The organism is Spongiactinospora gelatinilytica (genome assembly GCF_003236385.1).
Taxonomy (GTDB): domain Bacteria; phylum Actinomycetota; class Actinomycetes; order Streptosporangiales; family Streptosporangiaceae; genus Spongiactinospora; species Spongiactinospora gelatinilytica.
The window spans coordinates 1-19,823 of record NZ_POUA01000109.1 but is presented as its reverse complement, the minus strand read 5'-3'; the positions used below and the strand labels follow the sequence as shown (position 1 = coordinate 19,823).

General features: G+C 71.4%; 23 protein-coding genes and 3 tRNA genes. 18 read left to right on the top strand and 8 right to left on the bottom strand.

The annotated features are described in order from the left end of the window. The first annotated feature begins 46 nt into the window (after positions 1 to 46). The 7 genes from C1I98_RS15925 to C1I98_RS15895 all read left to right on the top strand — a co-directional run bounded on the left by C1I98_RS15925 (position 47) and on the right by C1I98_RS15895 (position 3,032). Positions 47 to 117, top strand: a tRNA-Cys gene (locus C1I98_RS15925). A 79-nt stretch (positions 118 to 196) separates the two neighbouring features. Next, positions 197 to 269, top strand: a tRNA-Gly gene (locus C1I98_RS15920). A 5-nt stretch (positions 270 to 274) separates the two neighbouring features. Continuing rightward, positions 275 to 349 (top strand) — tRNA-Val (locus tag C1I98_RS15915). Continuing rightward, positions 339 to 896, top strand: a complete 558-nt coding sequence (locus C1I98_RS15910; RefSeq protein ID WP_267898053.1) for a serine hydrolase — start codon at positions 339 to 341, stop codon at positions 894 to 896. The genes C1I98_RS15915 and C1I98_RS15910 overlap by 11 nt, the downstream gene beginning before the upstream one ends. Beyond that, a complete protein-coding gene (locus C1I98_RS15905; protein WP_111168238.1) occupies positions 841 to 1,788 on the top strand; it encodes a helix-turn-helix transcriptional regulator in 948 nt (315 codons plus the stop codon). The genes C1I98_RS15910 and C1I98_RS15905 overlap by 56 nt, the downstream gene beginning before the upstream one ends. 129 nt (positions 1,789 to 1,917) lie before the next feature. Further along, positions 1,918 to 2,670 carry an SDR family NAD(P)-dependent oxidoreductase gene (locus C1I98_RS15900; protein WP_111168237.1) on the top strand — a complete coding sequence of 251 codons (753 nt, stop codon included), beginning with the start codon at positions 1,918 to 1,920 and terminating at the stop codon, positions 2,668 to 2,670. A 14-nt stretch (positions 2,671 to 2,684) separates the two neighbouring features. Beyond that, positions 2,685 to 3,032: a DUF1801 domain-containing protein gene (locus C1I98_RS15895; RefSeq protein WP_111168236.1), complete on the top strand. Its 348-nt coding sequence runs from the start codon at positions 2,685 to 2,687 to the stop codon at positions 3,030 to 3,032. A gap of 94 nt (positions 3,033 to 3,126) precedes the next feature. Here C1I98_RS15895 and C1I98_RS15890 read toward each other — a convergent pair whose 3' ends face one another. After that, positions 3,127 to 4,356, bottom strand: a complete 1,230-nt coding sequence (locus C1I98_RS15890; RefSeq protein ID WP_233507900.1) for an MFS transporter — start codon at positions 4,354 to 4,356, stop codon at positions 3,127 to 3,129. Positions 4,357 to 4,436: 80 nt separating this feature from the next. Between C1I98_RS15890 and C1I98_RS15885 the strand changes: the two genes are divergently transcribed. Then, positions 4,437 to 5,015 (top strand): TetR/AcrR family transcriptional regulator, encoded by a 579-nt coding sequence (locus tag C1I98_RS15885; RefSeq protein ID WP_111168235.1) that lies wholly within the window; start codon positions 4,437 to 4,439, stop codon positions 5,013 to 5,015. Positions 5,016 to 5,076: 61 nt separating this feature from the next. Here the strand turns inward: C1I98_RS15885 and C1I98_RS15880 are convergent, their stop codons facing one another. From C1I98_RS15880 to C1I98_RS15870, 3 genes are read right to left on the bottom strand one after another with little or no spacing between them, the layout of a single operon-like run. Continuing rightward, complete coding sequence (locus C1I98_RS15880; protein WP_111168234.1) at positions 5,077 to 6,294, bottom strand: RNA polymerase sigma factor; 1,218 nt, start codon at positions 6,292 to 6,294, stop codon at positions 5,077 to 5,079. A gap of 2 nt (positions 6,295 to 6,296) precedes the next feature. Next, on the bottom strand, positions 6,297 to 6,626 hold the full coding sequence (locus C1I98_RS15875) for a YciI family protein (protein ID WP_111168233.1): 330 nt from the start codon (positions 6,624 to 6,626) through the stop codon (positions 6,297 to 6,299). Position 6,627: 1 nt separating this feature from the next. Continuing rightward, positions 6,628 to 6,837, bottom strand: a complete 210-nt coding sequence (locus C1I98_RS15870) for a dihydrofolate reductase family protein (protein ID WP_233507899.1) — start codon at positions 6,835 to 6,837, stop codon at positions 6,628 to 6,630. 160 nt (positions 6,838 to 6,997) lie between these two features. Here C1I98_RS15870 and C1I98_RS15865 point away from each other — a divergent pair, with 160 nt between their 5' ends. The 5 genes from C1I98_RS15865 to C1I98_RS15840 all read left to right on the top strand — a co-directional run bounded on the left by C1I98_RS15865 (position 6,998) and on the right by C1I98_RS15840 (position 10,486). Then, positions 6,998 to 7,348, top strand: coding sequence for an ArsR/SmtB family transcription factor (locus tag C1I98_RS15865; protein ID WP_111168232.1), 351 nt, complete (start codon positions 6,998 to 7,000; stop codon positions 7,346 to 7,348). Beyond that, positions 7,332 to 7,808: an SRPBCC domain-containing protein gene (locus tag C1I98_RS15860; protein ID WP_111168231.1), complete on the top strand. Its 477-nt coding sequence runs from the start codon at positions 7,332 to 7,334 to the stop codon at positions 7,806 to 7,808. Before C1I98_RS15865 ends, C1I98_RS15860 begins: the two co-directional genes overlap by 17 nt. A 381-nt stretch (positions 7,809 to 8,189) precedes the next feature. Beyond that, on the top strand, positions 8,190 to 8,537 hold the full coding sequence (locus C1I98_RS15850; RefSeq protein ID WP_111168230.1) for a GntR family transcriptional regulator: 348 nt from the start codon (positions 8,190 to 8,192) through the stop codon (positions 8,535 to 8,537). A gap of 85 nt (positions 8,538 to 8,622) precedes the next feature. Then, positions 8,623 to 9,549: an SdpI family protein gene (locus tag C1I98_RS15845; protein WP_111168229.1), complete on the top strand. Its 927-nt coding sequence runs from the start codon at positions 8,623 to 8,625 to the stop codon at positions 9,547 to 9,549. A gap of 34 nt (positions 9,550 to 9,583) precedes the next feature. Further along, positions 9,584 to 10,486, top strand: a complete 903-nt coding sequence (locus C1I98_RS15840; protein ID WP_111168228.1) for a CPBP family intramembrane glutamic endopeptidase — start codon at positions 9,584 to 9,586, stop codon at positions 10,484 to 10,486. A gap of 15 nt (positions 10,487 to 10,501) precedes the next feature. On the opposite strand, the gene C1I98_RS15835 is transcribed toward C1I98_RS15840, so the two are convergent. The 4 genes from C1I98_RS15835 to C1I98_RS15820 form a co-directional block, all read right to left on the bottom strand. Further along, a complete protein-coding gene (locus C1I98_RS15835) occupies positions 10,502 to 11,119 on the bottom strand; it encodes a DUF3159 domain-containing protein (protein WP_111168227.1) in 618 nt (205 codons plus the stop codon). After that, positions 11,116 to 12,291 (bottom strand): FAD-dependent oxidoreductase, encoded by a 1,176-nt coding sequence (locus C1I98_RS15830; protein WP_111168226.1) that lies wholly within the window; start codon positions 12,289 to 12,291, stop codon positions 11,116 to 11,118. Before C1I98_RS15830 ends, C1I98_RS15835 begins: the two co-directional genes overlap by 4 nt. 91 nt (positions 12,292 to 12,382) lie before the next feature. Next, positions 12,383 to 12,835, bottom strand: a complete 453-nt coding sequence (locus C1I98_RS15825) for an iron chaperone (protein WP_111168225.1) — start codon at positions 12,833 to 12,835, stop codon at positions 12,383 to 12,385. Between the two features lie 178 nt (positions 12,836 to 13,013). Beyond that, complete coding sequence (locus C1I98_RS15820; protein ID WP_111168224.1) at positions 13,014 to 13,859, bottom strand: NAD(P)H-binding protein; 846 nt, start codon at positions 13,857 to 13,859, stop codon at positions 13,014 to 13,016. A gap of 154 nt (positions 13,860 to 14,013) precedes the next feature. Here C1I98_RS15820 and C1I98_RS15815 point away from each other — a divergent pair, with 154 nt between their 5' ends. The 5 genes from C1I98_RS15815 to C1I98_RS15795 all read left to right on the top strand — a co-directional run bounded on the left by C1I98_RS15815 (position 14,014) and on the right by C1I98_RS15795 (position 19,599). After that, entirely contained in the window at positions 14,014 to 14,352 is a 339-nt protein-coding gene (locus tag C1I98_RS15815; RefSeq protein WP_111168223.1) for a transposase, read from the top strand. 318 nt (positions 14,353 to 14,670) lie between these two features. Then, entirely contained in the window at positions 14,671 to 15,294 is a 624-nt protein-coding gene (locus tag C1I98_RS15810) for a hypothetical protein (protein ID WP_111168222.1), read from the top strand. Positions 15,295 to 15,620: 326 nt separating this feature from the next. After that, positions 15,621 to 17,168 (top strand): M64 family metallopeptidase, encoded by a 1,548-nt coding sequence (locus C1I98_RS15805; RefSeq protein WP_158558056.1) that lies wholly within the window; start codon positions 15,621 to 15,623, stop codon positions 17,166 to 17,168. A gap of 350 nt (positions 17,169 to 17,518) precedes the next feature. Next, positions 17,519 to 18,334 carry an SAM-dependent methyltransferase gene (locus C1I98_RS15800; protein WP_111168220.1) on the top strand — a complete coding sequence of 272 codons (816 nt, stop codon included), beginning with the start codon at positions 17,519 to 17,521 and terminating at the stop codon, positions 18,332 to 18,334. Positions 18,335 to 18,687: 353 nt separating this feature from the next. Next, complete coding sequence (locus C1I98_RS15795; RefSeq protein WP_199536978.1) at positions 18,688 to 19,599, top strand: MFS transporter; 912 nt, start codon at positions 18,688 to 18,690, stop codon at positions 19,597 to 19,599. Positions 19,600 to 19,823 lie beyond the last annotated feature (224 nt).

Here is a 19,823-nt window from a genome sequence, read left to right as displayed (position 1 = left end):
GCCCCCACCCCCTCCGCGATAGAATCCCCTGGTCATTGCGGTTTCCGGTGGAGTGGCCGAGAGGCGAGGCAGCGGCCTGCAAAGCCGTGCACGCGGGTTCAAATCCCGTCTCCACCTCTCACCGCCGGATCGTCCACCCACGAAATCCGCTAGAGTGGTCGAGCACGCCAGGGCGCACACCGCCCCAGGCGATCACGCGGACGTGGCTCAGCTGGTAGAGCATCACCTTGCCAAGGTGAGGGTCGCGGGTTCGAATCCCGTCGTCCGCTCTGTGGGGCGATTAGCTCAGTGGGAGAGCGCTACCTTGACACGGTAGAGGTCACTGGTTCAATCCCAGTATCGCCCACCACCTCAAGACCTGGGAGCAGCCCGCTCCCCCACCGCCCTCGCGGGGCATGGGCCCGTCAGGATCGACGCTGGCCGCCACCGCGGGCGACCTGGTGCGCTTTGGACGAATCTTCCTGCGGGGCGGGTCCGGGATCCTGTCGGCGGCCGCCGTGGCCGAGATGCACACACCGCAGGTGGACGTACCGTCCCGGTGGTTCGCCGACTCCTGGTGCGTGGGGCCGTACCGCAAGCGCTGGGACGGCGTGGACGTCTTCGGCCACAGCGGGTCCAACCTCGGCGGATCCTCCACTCTGCTCTGGGTGCCCGAGCGCGACGTGGCCGTCGCCGTCATCGTCAACACACCCGCGCGCGGCTACGCCTTCGCGGACGCCGTCTTCGACGTCCTCTTCCCGTCCTTCGGCATCGCCAAGCCGCGCAGGCCCGAACCCGATCCGAGCGTGGAGATCGACCCGCGCCGCTATGCGGGCCGCTACGAAGCGCACGGCTTCGGCTATGTCCGCGCTGGAGCCGCTGGCGATCGGACGGCTGCTGCGCGGCGACTTCCGTGACGCCCAGAGCGAGGTCGCCGAGGGCATCCTGCTGGCGTCGGACATCGGCATGGACATGCAGGTGACCGTGCTGAAGGCCATCTCGGTGTGGCTCGCCGCGGTCACCGGTGACGCCGCCCGGTGCCATGCGCTGGCGGCCGACGTACGCGAGCACGCGGCCCTGCATCCCACCAATGCCGCCCTCGCTTCGTGGGGCGTGGGTCTCCTCGATCTCGCGGACGGGCGTTTCGAGCAGGCGCTGGATCGGCTGGAGGAGGTCTGCGGCGGGCCGGCCCGGCACGACGTGCTGATCAGGGCCGTACCGGACCAGGTCGAGGCCGCCATCCGCGCCGGACGCGGCGACCTGGCCCGGCGGCACCTGCCGGGGCTGGCGGCGTGGGCCGAGCACAACGTCCTCGGGAAGGCTCTTGAGGCGCGTTGCCAGGCCATGCTCGCCGACGGCGACGAGGCCGACCGGCACTATCGCGCCGCGCTGGCGCTGGTCACCGACCGGCCGTACGAGCACGCGCGGACCAGGCTCCTGTACGGCGAGTGGCTGCGCCGCAAGCGCCGCCGTTCCGAGGCCCGGACCACCCTGGCGCAGGCGGATGACACCTTCACCAGGCTCGGCGCGACGCGGTGGGCCGAGCGCGCCCGTGCCGAACTGGCGGTGCTCGGCGACCGGCCGTCGGCCCGCGCCCTGGCCGACGACCCGCTCCAGCGGCTGACCCCGCAGGAGCTCCAGATCGTGCGGCTGGCCGCGGCCGGGCACAGCAACAGGGAGATCGCGGCGCGGTTGTACCTCAGCCCGCGGACCGTCGGCCATCACCTCTACCGGGCCTACCCCAAGATCGGCGTGACCCGCCGGACGGAACTCGCCAAGCTCGTATCGGTCGACGTACTTACCTCCTGACCGCGGCCGGTGTGCCGCGGGCGGAGATCCGGTCCGGCTTCGCCTCCGCCATGCGCCCTGATCAGCGCTTTCGCGGGAGCAGTCATCAGGCCGATGCCCGCCCTGCCGTGCCGTTCCTAGATTCGAGTCATGAAACTCCTCGAGAACAAAACCGCGGTGATCTACGGAGGCGGCGGATCCATCGGCGGCGCGATGGGCCGCGCGTTCGCCGCGGAGGGCGCCCGCGTCTTCCTCGCCGGCCGTACCCCCGAAAAGCTCGACGCCGTCGCGGCGGCCATCAGGAGCGAGGGCGGCCTGGCCGAGACGGCGATCGTGGACGCCCTGGACGAGAGCGCCGTCAACGGCTGGGTCGACTCCGTCGCGACGCAGACCGGCAGCATCGACATCTCGGTGAACGTCATCTCCCAGGACGCGCTGTTCGTGCCGATGCTCGACATGCCCGTCGCCGCCTTCGGCCAGGCGATGGAAAAGGTCGCACGCTCGTTCCTGCTGACCACCCGGGCCGCCGCCCGGCACATGGTCAAGCAGGGCTCGGGAGTCATCCTGCAGTTCGGCGGCTCGGACCCGACCAACTCCACACCCAATCTGGGTACCGTGCAGGCCGGCTGCGACCTGGTCGAGGGGATGCGCCGCCAGTGGGCCTGTGAGCTGGGCCCCAGCTCGGTCCGCGTCGTCTCGATGCGGACCGGCGGGATCCCCGAGGGCCTGCCCGACGTGCCCGATATGGCGCCCTTCAAGCAGCAGATGATCGACGCGACCCTGCTCAAGAGGGCGGCGACCCTGGAGGACGTCGGCCGAGTCGCGGTGTTCCTGGTCTCGGACCACGCGAGGACCATCACCTCCACCCAGGTCAACATCTCCTGCGGCGCCCTCGTCGACTGATACCTGGAAGCGACATGAACGACGAGGTCACCCAGTACATCAACAAGACCACCCCGTGGCAGGTGCCCGTCTGCGAGCGGCTGCGGGCGATGGTCCACGAGACCGTTCCCGGTATCGAGGAGCGGCTTCAGTACGGCAAGCCGCACTTCCTGCACGAAGGTGAGCACGCGGCCGTCATCGCGGCCACCCGGAACAAGGTCTCCTTCATGGTGTTCAACGCGACGGACGTTCCCGTGGTCAAGGGATTCCTCCGGGCGCTGGGCGGTGGAGAGCGCAAATGCGTCGACATCCAGGAAGGACAGGAGATCGATTTCGACGCCCTCGCCGACGTCCTGCGGAAGACCACATCGCCGAGCCGGTGACCTGACCGGTCGAACCGCGCCGGGCCTGGCGGGACCCCGCCCAGAGGGGACCGCCGGCCCCGGCGCGGCGAGCCGGGCCGAGGCCGGGGGCCGCTCATCGCGGCGATCGTGTGGGCCGTACCCGGGTCCCGGTACCGCGTCGTCCTTTCCCGAACGCGCTCGCGATCCAGAAGAGCGCGAGCGCGGCCAGTTCGACCATGGCCGCCGCAGCGGGCAGCCGGCCACTGCCATGCCCGGCGAGGATGAGCCCGCCGACCGCGGCGCCGCCCGACACCCCGAGATAGACCGCGCTGCTGTTGAGCGCCAGTGCCTGCGGCCCGGCCGGACCGGCCAGCGCGAGCAGGCGCGTCTGGGCGGGCGGCGGGATCCACCAGGACACCCCCGCCCACATCAGCAGCAGCGGCAGCAGCGCGAGCAGGGACACCGGACGCAGGTACCAGCAGGCGGTGAAGGCGGCCATCACCACCGCGAAGCCCATGATGCCGGTGAGCAGCGCCCGATCGGGTCCCCATCGATCCCCGGCCCGCCCGCCGAGCTGACCGCCCGCGAATCCGGCGAGGCCGGCCAGGACGAAGATCCACCCCAGCTCGGCGGGCCCGGCTCCGGCGAGGTCGCGCAGGAACGGCGCGAGGTAGGTCATCATCATCATGCTGCCCAGCACGGTCGCCACGATGGCCAGCAGTCCGAACAGCACCTGAGGCCGGGCCAGCGGTGCCAGCCGCTCCCGGATCGGCATCGCGGGGGCGGGAGGCGTCTCGGGCACGGTGCCCCTGACGGCCGCCAGCGCGGCCAGCCCCAGCAGGCCGCCGAGCCAGAACGTGGCCCGCCAGCCGAACATGCCGCCCACCCAGGTGCCGAGGGGTACGCCGAGCGCGAGCGAGCCGGTCAGGCCGCCCATCACCAGCGCCAGGTAGCGCCCCTGACGCCCTTCGGGGGCGAGGGTGGCGGCGATGGCGTACACGGCGGGTACGACGGACGCCGCCGCCACCGCGGCCAGCACCCGCAGTCCCAAGAGCAGCGCGTACGAGGTCGTGCAGGCCGCGGCCCAGTTCGCCGCGACGAACAGCGCCAGCGCCCAGGTGAGCAGTCTTCGCCGGGGCCAGGTGGCGGTCACCACGGAGGCCACGGGCGCCGCCAGCGCGAACACGAGGGAGAAGACGGTGACGAGTTGCCCGCCCGCGGCCTCGCTGACGCCGAGGCCGGTGGAGATGGCGGGCAACACCCCGGCGATCACGTAGTCATCGGTGGCGAGGGCGAACGTGGTCAGCAGCAGGGCGAACAGCCACATGGGCAGGCGGACACGCGGCCGTACGGCGATGGGCACGAGATCCCCTTCATTAGGGTAACGAGTGTTTCCCAGATAGGGTAACAGTCGTGACCTCAATGACGTCAAAGGGGTGAGCGATGGCCAGGAGCGCCGATCCGCACCACCGGGAGGAACTGCTCGACCAGATCGTCGACTACCTCGCGGGGCACGGCCTGTCCACGCTGTCGATGCGACCGCTGGCGCAGCACCTGGGCAAGTCCACACGAGTGCTTACCCACCATTTCGCCGACAAGGAGGCCCTGCTCAGAGCGACCATGGAACACCTGGACGAACGACACCGGGCCTGGATGCGCTCGCTCCCGGGCCTGCCCGGCACCGCAAGCGTGGGGGCGATCATCCGCCGCACGTGGGACTGGCAGACGACAGAGGAGAACCTGCCGATCGCCCGGTTGATCCACGAGATCGAGGGCCTCGCCGCGGCCGGCAAGCTGCACGGCCACATCCCCCGGCTACTGGCGGACCGGTCCGAGTTCGTGGCGGAGCTCCTACAGGAGCGCGGCGTCCCCGACGCCGACGCGGTGCGTATCTCGACGCTGACCAACTCGGCGTACACCGGGCTACAGCTCGACTTCCTCACCAGCGGTGATCGCGAACGGGTGGAGATCGCCCTGGACCAGCTCTGCGCCCTGGTGGACGATTGGGTCACCGCCGTCTGAACCATCGGCCCGAGCCCGGTGCCTTTACAAAGTAGAATATGTCCGGATTCGCCGCACCGGGTCACCCGCGGCGGCGGGTCAGGTAGACGATCTCGGCGGTGTTGCCCGCCAGTTCGATGGCCTTGTCGTACGCCGTGCGCGCCTCCTGGCCGCGGCCCAGGCGGCGCAGCAGTTCGGCGCGGGTCGCGTGGTAGGCGTGGTAGCCGGCCAGCGCGTCGTCAAGACGGCCGATGGCCGCCAGCGCCACCTCGGGGCCGTCGAGTTCGGCGACCGCGATGGCCCGGTTGAGGGCGACGATCGGCGAGGGGTCGAGGCGGACGAGCTGGTCGTAGAGGGCGACGACCTGCGACCAATCGGTGTCGCGTACGTCGCGGGCGGAGGTGTGCACGGCGTTGATCGCCGCGAGGATCTGGTAGCGGCCCGGGGCCACCCCGGCGGCCAGGCGCTCGCGTACCAGCCGGTGGCCCTCGGCGATCAGCGCCGAGTCCCAGGCGCCGCGGTCCTGCTCGCCCAGGGGGACCAGCTCGCCGCTCGCCGAGACCCGGGCGGTGCGGCGGGCCTCGGTGAGCAGCATCAGCGCCAGCAGCCCGGCCACCTCGCCGTCCCACGGCAGCAGGGCGCGGAGCAGGCGGGCGAGCCGGATCGCCTCGGCGGTCAGGCCGGGACGTACCGGATCGGTGCCGGGGCCGGTCGCCAGGTAGCCCTCGTTGAAGACGAGGAACAGGGCGGCGAGCACGCCGGAGACGCGCGCCGGCAGGTCCGCCTCGGACGGTACCCGGTAGGGGACGCGGGCCGCCTCGATCTTGGACTTCGCGCGGGTGATCCGCTGCCCCATGGCCGCCTCCCCCACCAGGAAGGCACGGGCGATCTCGGGCACGGTCAGGCCGCCGACCATGCGCAGCGTCAGTGCCACGCGGGCCTCCATCGCGAGCGCCGGGTGACAGCAGGTGAAGATCAGCCGGAGGCGGTCGTCGTCGATGGCGCCGGGCGGCTCGGGCGGGACGTCCTCGTACAACCTCTGTGCCTCCCGCTGCTTGTCATCGCGCTTGTTCTCGCGCCGGATCCGGTCGATGGCCTTGCGGCCGGCCGTGGTGGTCAGCCACGCGCCCGGGTTGGGCGGCACGCCGTCGACCGGCCACCGCTCGACCGCGGTGGCGAACGCCTCGGCCGCCGCCTCCTCGGCGATGTCGAGGTCGCCGAAACGCCTGGCCAGGGCGGCGACCACGCGCGCCCACTCCCCCTGATGAGCCTGAGTGATCGCCTCTCGGACGCCGGCCATGCTCACTCCTCCAGGAACGGCCGTACCTCGACCCTGCGGTTGCACGCCTTGGACCCCTCGGCGGCGAGGGCGAGCGCCACGTCGAGGTCGGGGGCGTTGATCACCCAGAATCCCGCGAGGTACTCCTTCGATTCCAGGAAGGGGCCGTCGGTGAACAGCGCCTCCCCGCCCCGGTTGTCGATGACGGTGGCCGAGCTCGGCGAGGCGAGGCCGCCGGCGAACACCCAGTGCCCCTCGGCCACCAGCCGGTCGTTGAACGTGTCTATGGCGGCCATCTCGTCCGAGGTGGCCGATCCGGTCCTGTCGTCGATCACGGAAACCAGGTACTGCATTTCAGGTCATCTCCTGTGGTCGGGTCCGCCGGCCGAACAGGAACGCGTCGGCGCGCTGGTAGACCTGCCCCAGGAACGCCATGGCCTCGCCGCCGAACAGCGGCAGGGCCCAGCCGCCACGCTCGAATCCACCCCTGCGGTCCTCGTCGGACCCGCCGAGTCCCTGCATCACGCCATCGACGGAGACGTTCGTGACGGTCGTCAGCTTCATGATCGCTTACTCCTCTGCACCTCTCCGGGGCTCCCCTGCCGGGTGGCCTCTCACTCTTTCTACGAACGGCATCGCCCCGATCCGACAAAGAGGCCGTCGCGAGCACGGCGGAACACTTAGCCCTTGCGCTAAGTGTTCTGGATGCGCAACACTTAGCCGCATGGCACAGTATTCGGCGGAGATCGACGGCGTGTTCGTCGCGCTCGCCGATCCGACCCGGCGTGGCGTGATCCGGCGGCTCGGCCTCGGGCCGACGAGTGTGGGCGACCTCGCCCGCGAGTTCCCGATGACCCTTCCCTCCTTCATGAAGCACGTGCGGACGCTTGAGGCGAACGGCCTGATCCGCACGGTCAAGGTCGGCCGGGTGCGCACCTGTGCGCTCAACCGCGACCGGCTCGCGCTCGTCGGCGACTGGCTCGCCGAGCAGCGGCGGATCTGGGAGGAACGGACCGACCGGCTCGAACACCTCGTCACCGAACTGAAAGAGAAAGACGATGAATCCCGATCTTGACCTGACATTGGAACGCGTCATCCGCGCCCCCCGCGCCATCGTGTGGAGCGCCTGGACCGATCCGGCGCACTTCGCGAAGTGGTGGGTGCCGGCTCCGGCCGTGTGCGCCGTCGATCGGCTGGACGTCCGGCCCGGCGGCGGGCTGGTGACCCGGCTGAGCGACGACGGAAAGGAGTTCGTCCCGCACATGAACGCGAGCTTCCTCCTCGTGGAGGAGCTTGAGCGGATCGTGTTCACCAACGCGATCGACAGCGCCTGGCGGCCCGCCGATCCCGCGCCGGTCCCCATGACGGCCGAGATCGCGCTGAGCGACCACCCGGACGGCACCGACTACCGGATCATCGTCCGGCACGGCGATCCGGCCGCCCGCGCCCGCCACGAGAAGCTCGGGTTCTCCGCGGGCTGGGGATCGGTCACCGGGCAGCTCGCCGGGTTCGCGGAGAGCCGGGCCGGACGATGAAGGTCACCCTGACGGAGTTCTTCACCCTCGACGGGGTCAGCCAGGGGCCCGGGTCGCCTGCCGAAGACACCGGAGGCGGTTTCACCCGGGGCGGCTGGCTCGTGCCCTATCTGGACGAACTCTTCGTCCGGCGCACCTCCGAGTGGTTCCGGGCGGCGGCTGCTCACCCACCCCAGCCCGCCCGTCGGCCTCCGGCTCGTTCGCCACGAGGTGACGGCGAAGGGCCTGCTGCTGCTCACGTACGAGACCGCGGGCACCGCCCCGGTGGGGGAATACGAGGGCGTCACGGCCTTCGTCTAGCAGGGGAACGCCCTTCGGGCGAGTGATGGTGCTAATGGGAGTAGCGCCATCACGCAACATGGTGCTAGTTTCTTTAGCATCATGCTACTGACCCTGGATCTCAACGACCCCCGCCCGCTCCACGAGCAGGTGGCGGGGGCGATCCGCCGCGCCATCGGCGAAGGCTCCTATGGTCCGGGGGACCGGCTGCCGCCCGCCCGCGACATGGCGGACGCGCTGGGCATCAACGCCAACACCGTCCTGCGCGCCCTGCGCGACCTGCGCGACGAGGGCGTCCTGGAGTTCCGGCGGGGCCGCGGGGTCAGCGTCGTCGGCGGCGCGGGCAGTCGCGCGCTCGTCTTACAACGGGCCCGCGACCTGCTCGACTACGCCGAGCGGCACGGCTACAGCCGCGACGACCTCATCGAGATGGTGCAGGGGCTGTCATGACGCGCCGCCACGAGCCGTTTCTGCCCGCCGATCCGCACGGCAGGGCCGACACGACCCCACCGACCCCCGCCTGGAAAGGACTCCCATGATCCGCCGTCGTGCCCTGCTCGTCGCCCTGCCCTGGGGCCTGATCGTCATCGCCGCACTGCTCGCCGTCCCACTGGCCCTTCGCTCCCGGCTGCCCGACCCGATGGCCGTGCACTGGTCGGCCGACGGGGTGGCCGACACGACGTTGCCGTTCGGCCCGGCCATCTCGCTGGGGGTCGCCATGTGGGGCATCACCTGGCTCGCCCTGCTGGCGGTCGCCGCCCGCGGCGCGATGCTGTCGCGCAGGCAGGGCAGGATGCTGTGGTGGGGCCTGCTGTCCGGGGCCGCGGTGTTCTCGTTCGGCATGCAACTGATCACCGTCCTGGCGAACCTCGACGGGGCCTCGGGGTCGCCGGGCCTGTGGGCGGTCCTGGTGATCGCGGCCGCGCTCGCGGCGGGCGCGCCGGCCGCCTGGCTGGGGCGGGGCGGGCCCGACCCCGCGATCGAGCCCGCGGCCCCGCCCACGGAGATTCGGCTGCGGCCCGGGCGACGCGCCTGGGTGAGCAGGGCCACCAACCAGTGGCTGGTCGCCCTCACGATCTGCATGGCCTTCGCGGGCGTGGCGGGCTACCTGGTCGTCGCCTGGGCCGTGATCCCGATCTTCGCGATCCTCGTGTTCGGCCTGTTCACCTCGTCCGTGCGGGTCAAGGTGAACGATGCCGGGGTGCTGATCGGGTACGGCTGGCTGCGCTGGCCCGTGCGCCGGATCGCGCTGTCGTCGGTGGATCGCGCGTGGGCGGAGGAGCGGTTCCCGAGCCAGGTCGGCGGCTGGGGCGTCCGCGGGATGCCGGGCTCCTCGACCATCATGCTGCGCGGCGGGCAGTGCCTGGTCATCCGCGACACCGACGGCGGCACCATCGCGGTCAGCGTGGACGACGCCGAGACCGGCGCCTCCCTGATCAACGCCCTCCGGCTCGCGGCATGAGGCACGCGGCACTCCCCTGTGGAATGGCGCGCCCATGAGGTCCCGGCGTAGTGATCTGACGGTGTTCGTCCTGGTGGCGTACGGGCTGGCCTGGCTGACCGCGCTGCCGCTGTGGACCGGGGCCGGGCTCTCCTCGTCATGGCTGCCGCTCGTGGGCATCGCGCTGATGTTCACGCCGGCGATCGGCGTGCTGGCCGTCTGGCGCCGCAGCGGCGCCAGACGGGCGGAGGTGGCAGCCGCCACCGGGCTCGGTCTCGGGCCGAGCAGGCGGCGTACGCTCCTGCTCATCCTGGCCGTCTGGCTGGGCACGCCGCTGGTCGCGGCGCTGGCCATCGCGCTCAGCGTGGCCGTGGGCGCGCTGTCGGTGGATCTCGCGGGGCTCAGCATGCTGCGCGGCCTGCCCGGCGGCATCGATCCGCAGGTCTTCCTCGCCGTCCAGGTGATCAGCGGCCTCACGATCGGCACGCTGATCACGGCGATCCCCGCGTTCGGCGAGGAGTGGGGGTGGCGGGGCTGGCTGCTGCCGCACCTGACGGAGCGGTTCGGGGTGGCGCGCGGACTGCTGGTCTCCGGCGTGATCTGGGGGCTCTGGCACGCGCCGCTGACACTGCTCGGCTACAACTACCCCACCATCGGCCCGTGGGCGGCGCTGTACTTCGTCGGCTTCACCGTGATCTACGGCGTGATCATCGGCTGGCTGCGGCTCTACTCGGGCAGCGTCTGGCCGTCGGTGGTGGCGCACTCGGTGCTCAACGCGGGGTCGGTGTCGCTGGTCTTCCTGGTCGGCGACGCCCGGCAGCCACCCGACCTGGTGTTCGCGGGCATCAGCGGGCTGGTCGGCTGGGCGGTGCTCGCGGTGATCGCCGTCGCGTTGCCGCGCCTGCTGCCGGTACGGCGGGCGGCCCCGATCGCCGCATCCCCGCGCCCCGCCGAGTAAGCCCCCGCGAGGGTCCTACACCGAGGCCGGGGCGTCCGCGCGCAGGATTCGCCAGCTCAGGTAGGCGCACAGGCCCGTCGCGGGCGCGCCCATCAGGGTGCCGGCGATCCCGAGCGCGACCACGTTCCCGGCCAGGTACAGCGGCACCATCACCACCATGGCGATGCCGAACTTCGCCAGGAACACCGCCATGCACTTCTGGTAACGCCGCAACCGCCGGCGATCCCGCCACCAGCCTGACCGCTCGCCGCTCGCCGCCTCAACGATCAGGCCGACCACCGGCCGGCGCACCAGCGTGGAGATCAGGAACACCGTTCCCCCCGCCACGGCGAGCAGCAGGGTCGGCAGGTAGAAATCGACCCCGCGCCCGGTGCTCCCGGCCAGCGCCGCCGACAGCCCCACGACGACCAGCCCGCCGGCCGCCTGCCAGTACTTCCGGTCGCCGTACACCCGGATCACCGCGCACACGAGGACGCCTCCCACCGCGATCAGCCCGGCGGTCACCACCCGCTCGGTCAGCAGGTAGGCGATCAGGAACAGCGCCCTGGAGGCGATGCCCTCGGCGACCGTGCGCCAGCCGCCCATCGCGGTGAACAGGGACATCGACTTCTGGGCGAGCAGGTTTGAGGTCATGCGCGCCGCTCCGCGCCGCCGGTTCCGCCGGGTACCCGGACCGGCGGCATCGGGGCGGCGAAGCCGTCCAGGCGCATCGCGTCCTCGTACTCGCCGATCGCGGCGGGCAGCTCCCGCTCCCCCCGCGCGGCTCGGACCAGCGCGTCGCGCAGGCGGTGGGCGTCCTGCATGGCGAGGTTGCCACCGAAACCGGGGGCCGCGTGGATGGCGTCGCCGATGACCGTCACCGGACCGGCGGGCCACGCCGGCACCGCGGGCATCGTCGCGCCGCGCAGCGCGACCGTGACGCCCGGCCACGCCCGGCCGACGATCGTCCGCAGCACCGGGTGCAGGGTCTCGGCCGCCTTCCGGGCCCGGTGCCACACCTCGGCGGGCGACTCTTCGGGGCCGGGCCGCTCGCCCGTGACGGGCAACGCCCACATCACGTAGTCCTCGGCGAGCGTGACGGCGGGGCCGCGCAGGGCGGGCAGCCATCGGTCCCGCGCGGCCACCGGCGGCTGGGTGAACCGCAGCACGCCCAGCGCCATCATCGCGCCGCGCACCCGCACGGTGGCGGCGTTGTGGCCGATCAGCTCGGGCAGCCCGGTGCCGGCCACCGACCGCAGCGGGGTGGCGCCCATCAGCATGTGCGTTCCCGTGTCGAGCACGCGTACGTGCGGCAGGTACTGGCGGCGGACCGCCGAGCCGATCCCGTCCGCCCCGACCAGCACGTCGGCGGTGTCGCTGCCGCCGCCGGCGAACCAGGCCCGTACGCGGCCATCGGCCCGTCGCTCGAACCGGGTGAACCGGGCCCCGAACCGCACCCTGTCTTCCAGTCCGGTCAGCAGCACCGCGCGCAGCAGCGGCCGGGCCGTCTGGCGGCCGGGCCGCGCCGCCCTCGCCGTGCCGTCGAGCGGCCGGGCGCCCAGCACCGTGAGCTTCCCGTCCGTCTCGGTGAGGGAGAGCGTCTCGCGCCGCGGTCCGCCCATGGTGGCCTCGGCCATCGCGGCGTGCCCGGGCGGCAGGCACGCGCGCAGCGCCGTCGCTCCCCGATCGTCCACATGCAGGCTGATCCCCTGCGGACGGCCCTGTTCCCCTTCCCGTTCGTACACCACGACGTCGATTCCCGCCCGGTGTAACCCCTGGGCCAGGGTCAACCCGCCGAGACCCGCGCCGACCACGATCACGCGCATGCCGCACCGCCTTTCTTCATCGGTCGATGAAGAACATGCTAGGGGGCACACCGACAAAACTCCACCAGGCAGTGAAGAAAGGTGCCCGGCCTCAGCTCACCGCACGCCGGACGAGCGCGCGGATGGCCGCCTCCACGGACGGGGTCAGCTCGGTCAGGGCGTAGGTGGTCGGCCACATGGCGCCGTCGTCGAGGTTCGCCTCGCCGGTGAAGGCGAGCGTGGAGTACCGCGCCTTGTCCTTGTGCGCGCTCAGGAAGAAGCACAGCACCTTCCCGTTCCGGGCATAGGCCGGCATCCCGTACCACAGCCGCGGCGCCAGGTCCGGAGCCTCGGCGGTGATGATGTCGTGAACGCGTTCGGCGAGCGCGCGGTCCGGCCGCGGCAGGCCGGCGATCGTGTTCAGCACGTCCTGCCGGTCGGCGGCGGCCTTCTCCTCGCCGCCGCCACGGCGGCGGGCCGTCTTCAGCTCCTTGGCTCGTTCCTTTATCGCGGCTCGTTCCTCTTCGGTGAAGCCGTCCGGGCCGGGCTTTCGCACGTCGTTCATTTCGGTCACTCCTCTCGTCTTCGGTCACGGGGGAAAGGGGCTCGCCGGGAGTCGTCACGTCCATGGCCGTGACGATGATCTCCGGCCGGCGGGTCGCGATTCTCGATTGCCGCACGGTCCGGTCACCCGCCTGGCGGACGGAAGTCCGGCCGAGCGCGGGCGCGACCGGCCGCGGGCGCTAGGAGAAGTCGGCCCGGTGGTCGGCGGCCCACTGGGCGAGCGTCCGTCCCGGCCGGCCGAGGACGCGCTCGACGTCCGGCAGTACCGTGGGCGGCTCCTCGGCGTACTCGGCCTGGTAGCCGAGCACGTATTCGGCGATGTCCGCGGGCACCCCCGCGGTGATGTAAGCGGCGCGCGCCTGGCCGTAGGTCAGCGGCTCGAAGCGCAGGGTCCTGCCGAGCCCCTCGCCGATGGCGGCGGCCTGCTCGCGGTGGGTGAGCGCCTGCGGGCCGCTCAGCGAGTACGCCCGGCCGGCGTGCCCGTCCTCCAGCAGCGCCGCCACGGCGACCTCCGCGATGTCGGCCTCATGCACCGGCACACCGAGCGCGTCGGGGTAGGCGCTGCGCACCACGCCCTCGGTACGGACCGTATGCGCCCAAAGGTCGAGCTTGTTGACGGCGAACTCGCCCGGCCGGACGTGGGTCCACTCCAGGCCGGAGCCCTCGATCGCCTGCTCGACTTCGAGCAGCATCTCGTAGCTGCCCGGCCGCCGTACCGTGACGGCCACGCCGGTGAGGGTGACGACACGGCCGACGCCCGCCTTGACCGCCCGCTCGGCGAAGGCGCGGGCCTGCTCGGCGGCGAACGCGGGGTCGAGCATGCCGGCCAGGTAGTGGACCCGGTCCACGCCGTCGAGCGCGCCGGCGGCGCCGCCGAGGTCGCCCGCGACCAGTTCCACGCCCCCGGGCAGGGCGGCGGTGGCCGGGTTCCTGGTCAGGGCCCGGACCCGCTGTCCGGCGCGCAGCAGCCGGTCCACCACGATGCGCCCGACCGTGCCCGTCGCTCCGGTCACCAGGATGGTCATCGATGTTCCTCCGTTCGTCGATGGCGCCGGGTGCTCCCCCGGCGGACGGCCGGTGGCCGTCGATCGGGGCCGAGATTAGCCCGGCGCGCCCCTTCCACGCACCTCAGCTCATGTCTCATTTGGCAGCTCAGCGGGCATGTAGCAGGATCGCCGGATGGAGGTACTCGCCCGCCGACTGGTCCCCGACGAGATGTGGGAGGTGGCCAGGGCGCTCATGCCGGGGCGGCGGCCACGGCGTCAGGGGGGCGGCCGGGCCGCGGCCGACGCGCGTACGGTCATGACCGCGGTCGTTTACGTGATCACCAGCGGCTGCGCCTGGCAGAACCTGCCGCCCGCGTTCGGCGTCACCGTGCCCACCGCCCATCGCTGGTTCACCCGCTGGACCGAGGCGAACCTGTGGCAGAACCTCTGTGAGTCCACGGCGCACGATCCCGCGCTGGCCGAGTGGACCAGGGCGATCCGTGACGCTGCGGCATGCCGGGTTTACGACTGAAAATTCACCAAAAGAGACGTGAGCCCGGGCCGCCTCCTCGTGGGCTCTGCGCCGCGTTGCCACCCGCTGTACGGACTTGTCCGGACATCTGGGGAAGACCTTTGCCGACCGCCCGGACGCCGCCGCAATGGTCTGGCGGCAACGGATTCCGAGCGAGCGAAACGAGGTGACGCATGGCGGGTCCGGTACGGCTCGGCCGGTACGGAAGGACGGCCGGGGCCCTGGTGGCGACCCTGGCCCTGGCGGAGGCTCGGTACGCATCTGCCTGAACAGCCACGGGTTCACCGCGGACGAGGTCAGCGGCCTCCGGCCACGGAGGTGGTCAACGACCCGTTCGGCGTCTTCGACAACTGGAACATGGACCACTTGAACGTGACGGTCGGTTCCTTCACCCTCGGCGAGTGGCGGCGGGTGCGGCAGTCCACCCGGCAGGGTTCGCCGCTGCACCGCTTCGACGGCGACCGGCCCACCTTCGACGTCCAGGTCGAGGACCTGTTCAACGGCGGCTTCGAGTACGGCTCGCAGCGCGACATCACCGCCCCCTGGTTCGGCGAGGGCCCGGACTGGAAGGGCGTGGACGTCGGGCCCGGCCAGATGCTCACCGGCCAGGACAACGCCTTCACCTGGTCGACCGGACGCGACTGGAACGCGATACTGCAGACCGTCCCGGTGCGGCCGGACACCCCCTACGTCCTGACCGGATGGATTCGCACCTCCGACAGGGTGAACACCGGCTTCTTCGGCGCCCGCCTCGCGGGCGTCCGGCCCCCTCCGGGCGAGGTCCACTTCGGACCGCACAAGGGCGCCTACACCAAGGTGACCTCGCGTTTCCGGACGCGGAACCACACCCGGGCCACGGTGTTCGCGGGCCTTTGGGGCGTCGGCGCCCCCGGCGGCGACTGGATCCAGCTCGACCACGTCGAACTGCGCGAGGACAAATGAACGACGGCTCCCGGCACGGCGGCCCGCCCCAGGCCGGGAGCCGGCCCCTGAAGTGACCCCGGCGAGGGGCCGTAGCGAGGGCCGAATAGGTTACGGAAAATCGCACGAGACCATCACTCAGCGAATACGACCCCGTTCAGCCGGGGCTTTTCCCGGCGGCCACTCGCGCTTCATCAAAAATCCGCGGAAAACCCTTGCGCGAATGCCACATCGGCCGCATACGATCGCCATAAGGGATGGGAGATATTCCAGGCGGTATTACGTCTGGAATCCGGGGGCCCCCTTTCTCATCCTCCATGTTCATCAACAGGGAGGATCGCTTGAACGTGCGCGCGTTGGCCGCGGTGTTAGCCGCGGCCTCGATGTCCGCCGCCCTTGCGGCGGCGCCGGCGGTGGCCGAACCCGCCAAGCCCGACGTCCCCCACGAGGTCTTCTCCCCCGACGGGACGATCAAGCACGTCGAGGTGGACCCGGCCGACCTGCCGAAGGTCCCCAAGTCGCTGGCCGCCGCGCCCTCCAGGCTCAAGGAGGTGGAGATCAACGGCCCCAGTGACAACCGCATCGACCTGGTGTTCCTCGGCGACGGTTACACCGCGGCCGAGCAGGCCGCCTACGGTACGGAGATCGACGCGGCCTGGACGACCATGACGCAGCGGGAGCCGTACAAGTCCTACCGCAAACTTTTCAACGTCTGGCGCATCGAGATCGACTCGCCGCAGTCGGGGGTGAGCGGCGACCCGACCGCCGATGTGCACGTGGACAGCCCGCTGGCCTCGACGTACTGGTGCGGCGGCACCGAGCGCCTGCTCTGTGTGGACACCACCAAGACCTGGGAGTACGCGCAGGCGCTCGTGCCCGGCGCCGACCAGCTCCTGGTGCAGGCCAACAGCACCAAGTACGGCGGCGCCGGCTATTCCGGCTCCGACGTCGGCACCTTCTCGCGCAACCCCCTCTCCAGGGAGGTCGTGCTGCACGAACTGGGCCACTCCCAGGGCGACCTGGCCGACGAGTACGACTATGGCGGCCCCGAGCAGTACCCGGGGACCTCCGAGCCCTACCCGGCGAACGTCACCATCGATTCCACCGGCGCCAAGTGGGGCGTGTGGCTGGGCGAGGCGACCCCTGACGGCGGCATCATCGGCGCCTTCGAGGGCGGCGACTACAGCCGCTTCGGCGTCTGGCGACCCAGCGAGAACTCGCTGATGCGCAGCCTGAACCAGGACTTCGGCCTGGTCAACCGGGAGAAGCTGGTCCAGTCCTTCTACGGCGAGGTCAACCCGGTGGACTCCGTCTCCTCTCCCGAGGGCGGCACGCACAACGCCACGCAGCCGCTCGAGGTCACCACGGTGGACCTGCCGCTGACGATCAAGTGGCAGGTGGACGGCGTGGCCGTGCCCGCCTGGGACGGCAAGAAGACGCTGACCCCGGCCGACTTCGCATCGACCGGCAAGTCCACCTTCGCGCTGAAGGGCACGGTCACCGACGAGACCGCGATGGTCCGCAACCCGATCCACAAGCCGGACCTGACGCAGACGCTGTCCTGGACGGTAGGCCAGAACAGCAGCACCAACGCCTCGGCGGCCTTTACCAAGACCGCTGACTGGGGGGCGGGCTTCGAGGCGAGCGTGAGCGTCACGGCCGGCAGCACCGCGCTGACGTCGTGGACCGTGGAGTTCGACGTGCCCGCGGGCTACAGCATCAACAGCACCTGGGACGCGAACCGGACCCAGAACGGCACCCACTACACCTTCACCAACAAGCCGTACAACGGCTCGGTCAATCCGGGCCAGTCGGTCACGTTCGGCGTGGGCGGGGCTCCGGGCAACTTCTCCGGCATCTCCAACTGCAAGGTGAACGGGAACCCGTGTAGCTGACGCACACGGCCGCCCTTCGGCCTTTCCTGAATAAGGCCGAAGCGGACATCCCAGCTCTACCCCATCATCCCATTCAGCCCCCGGTGTCCGCTTTGGGCCGGGGGCTGATGTGTGTTAACGGACTCCCTGGGTGCGGCCCTTTACGGCGTCTCAGCACCCTTTGGTGGTATTGTCCGGATGAGTAAGTGGAATGGCGGGTCGATATTCGGCCGGCGCGGACCCCGGACCGCGGCTCCGCGACCGCCGCGTCTGACACCCGGCGGGGCGGGTTCGCAAAATGGGAGAGTCGTTGACCATGGTCTGGGGCCATCCGTTATACGGTCGAAACCCCATCACTGATAAGGACCACCATGACTGACCCCGCCAACGCCGCCGAGTCGGCCTGGGATCGCGTCGACACCACCATGCCCCACTCGGCCCGGGTGTGGAACTTCCTGCTCGGCGGCAAGAACCACTTCGCCGCCGACCGTGAGGTCGGCGAGCGGCTGCTGGCGATGTTCCCGGATTTCGCGATGGTCGCCCGGTTGCAGCGGGAGTTCCTCCGGCGGGCGGTCAAGTACCTGGTGACCGAGGCCGGCGTACGGCAGTTCCTGGACCTCGGCACCGGCCTGCCGACGGCGGAGAACACCCACGAGGTCGCCCAGAGCCTGGCCCCCGAGTCTCGCGTGGTCTACGTCGACAACGACCCGATCGTGCTCGTCCACGCGCGCGCCCTGCTCACCGGCGCCCGGCCCGGCGCCACCGACTACCTCGACGCGGACGTGCGCAACCCGCAGGAGATCCTCGAGGGGGCCGCCAAGACGCTCGACTTCCGCGAGCCCGTCGCGGTGATGATGCTCAGCATCGCCGGGCAGGTCACCGACAAGGACGGCCCCCAGCAGATCATCGACACCCTGCTCGCCCCGCTGGTCTCCGGGAGCCACCTGGCGCTCAGCGACGGCGTGGACACCAACCCGGCGCTCGTCGAGGCCGTGCGCGGCTACAACCGCACCGCGGCCAACACCTACCAGTTGCGCAGCCCGGCACGGCTCGCCGAGTTCTTCACCGGCCTGGAACTGGTCGAACCGGGCGTGGTACCGACCCCCGAGTGGCGCCCCGACCCGGACCGCTGGGACCCGCCCTTCCCGGTCGTCAGCGCGGTGTGCGGAGTCGCCCGCAAACCCTGAACCTGCCTTCGGACCCACCCGCGGCCGGGCATGATGGGAGGCGCGGGGCGGTGGGTGACCGTCGCCGCGCGCTCGGCGGCCTGGTCCAGAGGCGTCCGACAGGGGTGGGCAGATGCGTTCGGCGCGGGTCTCCGTGTTCATCGTCTTCGTGCTCAACGGCCTCATCGCCGGTTCATGGGGGCCGGGCATGCCCGCGCTCGCGGACCGGATCGGGGCGAGCCCCGGCACACTCGGCCTGGCCCTGCTCGGGGCGAACGCCGGACTGGCCGCGGCGGCGTCGTTCGCGGGCTGGGCGTGCGCCCGCTTCGGCGCCCGCGCCATGGTGCTCGCCTCGGCCCTCGCCCGCCTCGGCCGTGCTGCCCGTGCCCGCCCTGGTCACCTCGCCGCTCCAGCTCGGCCTGGTCCTGGTACTGCTCGGCGCGTCCTTCGGCGCCTTCGACGTGTCGATGAACGTCGCCGCCGTCGGCGTCATCCGCCGGGTAAGGCGGCCGCTGATGCCGGTCTTCCACTCCGGGTTCAGCTTCGGCGCGCCGGCCGGCTCGCTGGGCGCCGCGTTCGCCGCCGATCAGCGCGTCCCGCTGCTGCCGTACTTCGGCGTGGCCGCCGTCGCCGCGCTGACCCTCACCGCCGGCGTGATCCGGTTCGTCCCACGCGAGAAGCCCGCCTCCGGCACCGCCCGGCGTACCGGGCTCGACCGCGGCGTCCTGCGCCGCCCGGCGCTGTGGCTGCTCGGCGGCGTCGCCTTCGTCGCGGCCATCGTCGAGGGTTCGAGCCACGACTGGTCGGAGCTGTTCGCGGTCCGTGAGCGCGGCATGCCGGAGGCGGGCGGGGCGATCCTGTTCTCCGTCTTCTGCCTCACGATGGGGGTGGTCCGGCTGGCCGGCGAGCGGATCCAGCACCGCTTCGGCGCGGCCCGCATCCTGACCGCCGGGTCACTACTGGCCGGGGCCGGCCTGCTGGCGGCCGCCACCGTACCGGTCACCTGGCTCACCTTCGCCGGATACGTGCTGGCCGGCGGCGGCCTCGCGTTCGCCTTCCCGGTCGTACTCGACCTCGCCGGCGCGGCCGGCCTGCGCGCCGACGGCACCGGCGGCGAGCGCGAGATCGGTTTCGTCACGACCATCGCGTACTCGGGCTTCCTCATCGGCCCACCCATGATCGGCGGCATCGCACAGCTCACCGACCTGCCATTCGCCATCGCCTCCGCCGGCGCCATCGCCCTCCTGATCACCCCTCTCACCCTGGCCGCCACCCGCCACCACTGAGCCCAATAATAGTTTGCCTACTTGAATAGTAGGATTTTGGCCAAAGGCGCGCTCGCGAAGAGAACAGGGGGATCCGCCGATGAGCCTTGAATTCCTCTGGTACATCCCCGATCAGGTCCAGCCAGGGCATCGGGGGGACGATGTCGTCGCCGACCACAACGGTCTGGAGACGCTCACCCGCCAGGCCAGGGCCCTGGAGGAGCACGAGTGGGGTGGGGCGTCGG

What these genes read in the sequence shown, in the direction of transcription:
- C1I98_RS15905 (WP_111168238.1), top strand. Translation starts at nt 841, where the DNA reads ATGTCCGCGCTGGAGCCGCTGGCGATCGGACGGCTGCTGCGCGGCGAC.
- C1I98_RS15900 (WP_111168237.1), top strand. Translation starts at nt 1,918, where the DNA reads ATGAAACTCCTCGAGAACAAAACCGCGGTGATCTACGGAGGCGGCGGA.
- C1I98_RS15895 (WP_111168236.1), top strand. Translation starts at nt 2,685, where the DNA reads ATGAACGACGAGGTCACCCAGTACATCAACAAGACCACCCCGTGGCAG.
- C1I98_RS15885 (WP_111168235.1), top strand. Translation starts at nt 4,437, where the DNA reads ATGGCCAGGAGCGCCGATCCGCACCACCGGGAGGAACTGCTCGACCAG.
- C1I98_RS15880 (WP_111168234.1), bottom strand. Translation starts at nt 6,294, where the DNA reads ATGGCCGGCGTCCGAGAGGCGATCACTCAGGCTCATCAGGGGGAGTGG.
- C1I98_RS15875 (WP_111168233.1), bottom strand. Translation starts at nt 6,626, where the DNA reads ATGCAGTACCTGGTTTCCGTGATCGACGACAGGACCGGATCGGCCACC.
- C1I98_RS15870 (WP_233507899.1), bottom strand. Translation starts at nt 6,837, where the DNA reads ATGAAGCTGACGACCGTCACGAACGTCTCCGTCGATGGCGTGATGCAG.
- C1I98_RS15865 (WP_111168232.1), top strand. Translation starts at nt 6,998, where the DNA reads ATGGCACAGTATTCGGCGGAGATCGACGGCGTGTTCGTCGCGCTCGCC.
- C1I98_RS15860 (WP_111168231.1), top strand. Translation starts at nt 7,332, where the DNA reads ATGAATCCCGATCTTGACCTGACATTGGAACGCGTCATCCGCGCCCCC.
- C1I98_RS15850 (WP_111168230.1), top strand. Translation starts at nt 8,190, where the DNA reads ATGCTACTGACCCTGGATCTCAACGACCCCCGCCCGCTCCACGAGCAG.
- C1I98_RS15845 (WP_111168229.1), top strand. Translation starts at nt 8,623, where the DNA reads ATGATCCGCCGTCGTGCCCTGCTCGTCGCCCTGCCCTGGGGCCTGATC.
- C1I98_RS15840 (WP_111168228.1), top strand. Translation starts at nt 9,584, where the DNA reads ATGAGGTCCCGGCGTAGTGATCTGACGGTGTTCGTCCTGGTGGCGTAC.
- C1I98_RS15835 (WP_111168227.1), bottom strand. Translation starts at nt 11,119, where the DNA reads ATGACCTCAAACCTGCTCGCCCAGAAGTCGATGTCCCTGTTCACCGCG.
- C1I98_RS15830 (WP_111168226.1), bottom strand. Translation starts at nt 12,291, where the DNA reads ATGCGCGTGATCGTGGTCGGCGCGGGTCTCGGCGGGTTGACCCTGGCC.
- C1I98_RS15825 (WP_111168225.1), bottom strand. Translation starts at nt 12,835, where the DNA reads ATGAACGACGTGCGAAAGCCCGGCCCGGACGGCTTCACCGAAGAGGAA.
- C1I98_RS15820 (WP_111168224.1), bottom strand. Translation starts at nt 13,859, where the DNA reads ATGACCATCCTGGTGACCGGAGCGACGGGCACGGTCGGGCGCATCGTG.
- C1I98_RS15815 (WP_111168223.1), top strand. Translation starts at nt 14,014, where the DNA reads ATGGAGGTACTCGCCCGCCGACTGGTCCCCGACGAGATGTGGGAGGTG.
- C1I98_RS15800 (WP_111168220.1), top strand. Translation starts at nt 17,519, where the DNA reads ATGACTGACCCCGCCAACGCCGCCGAGTCGGCCTGGGATCGCGTCGAC.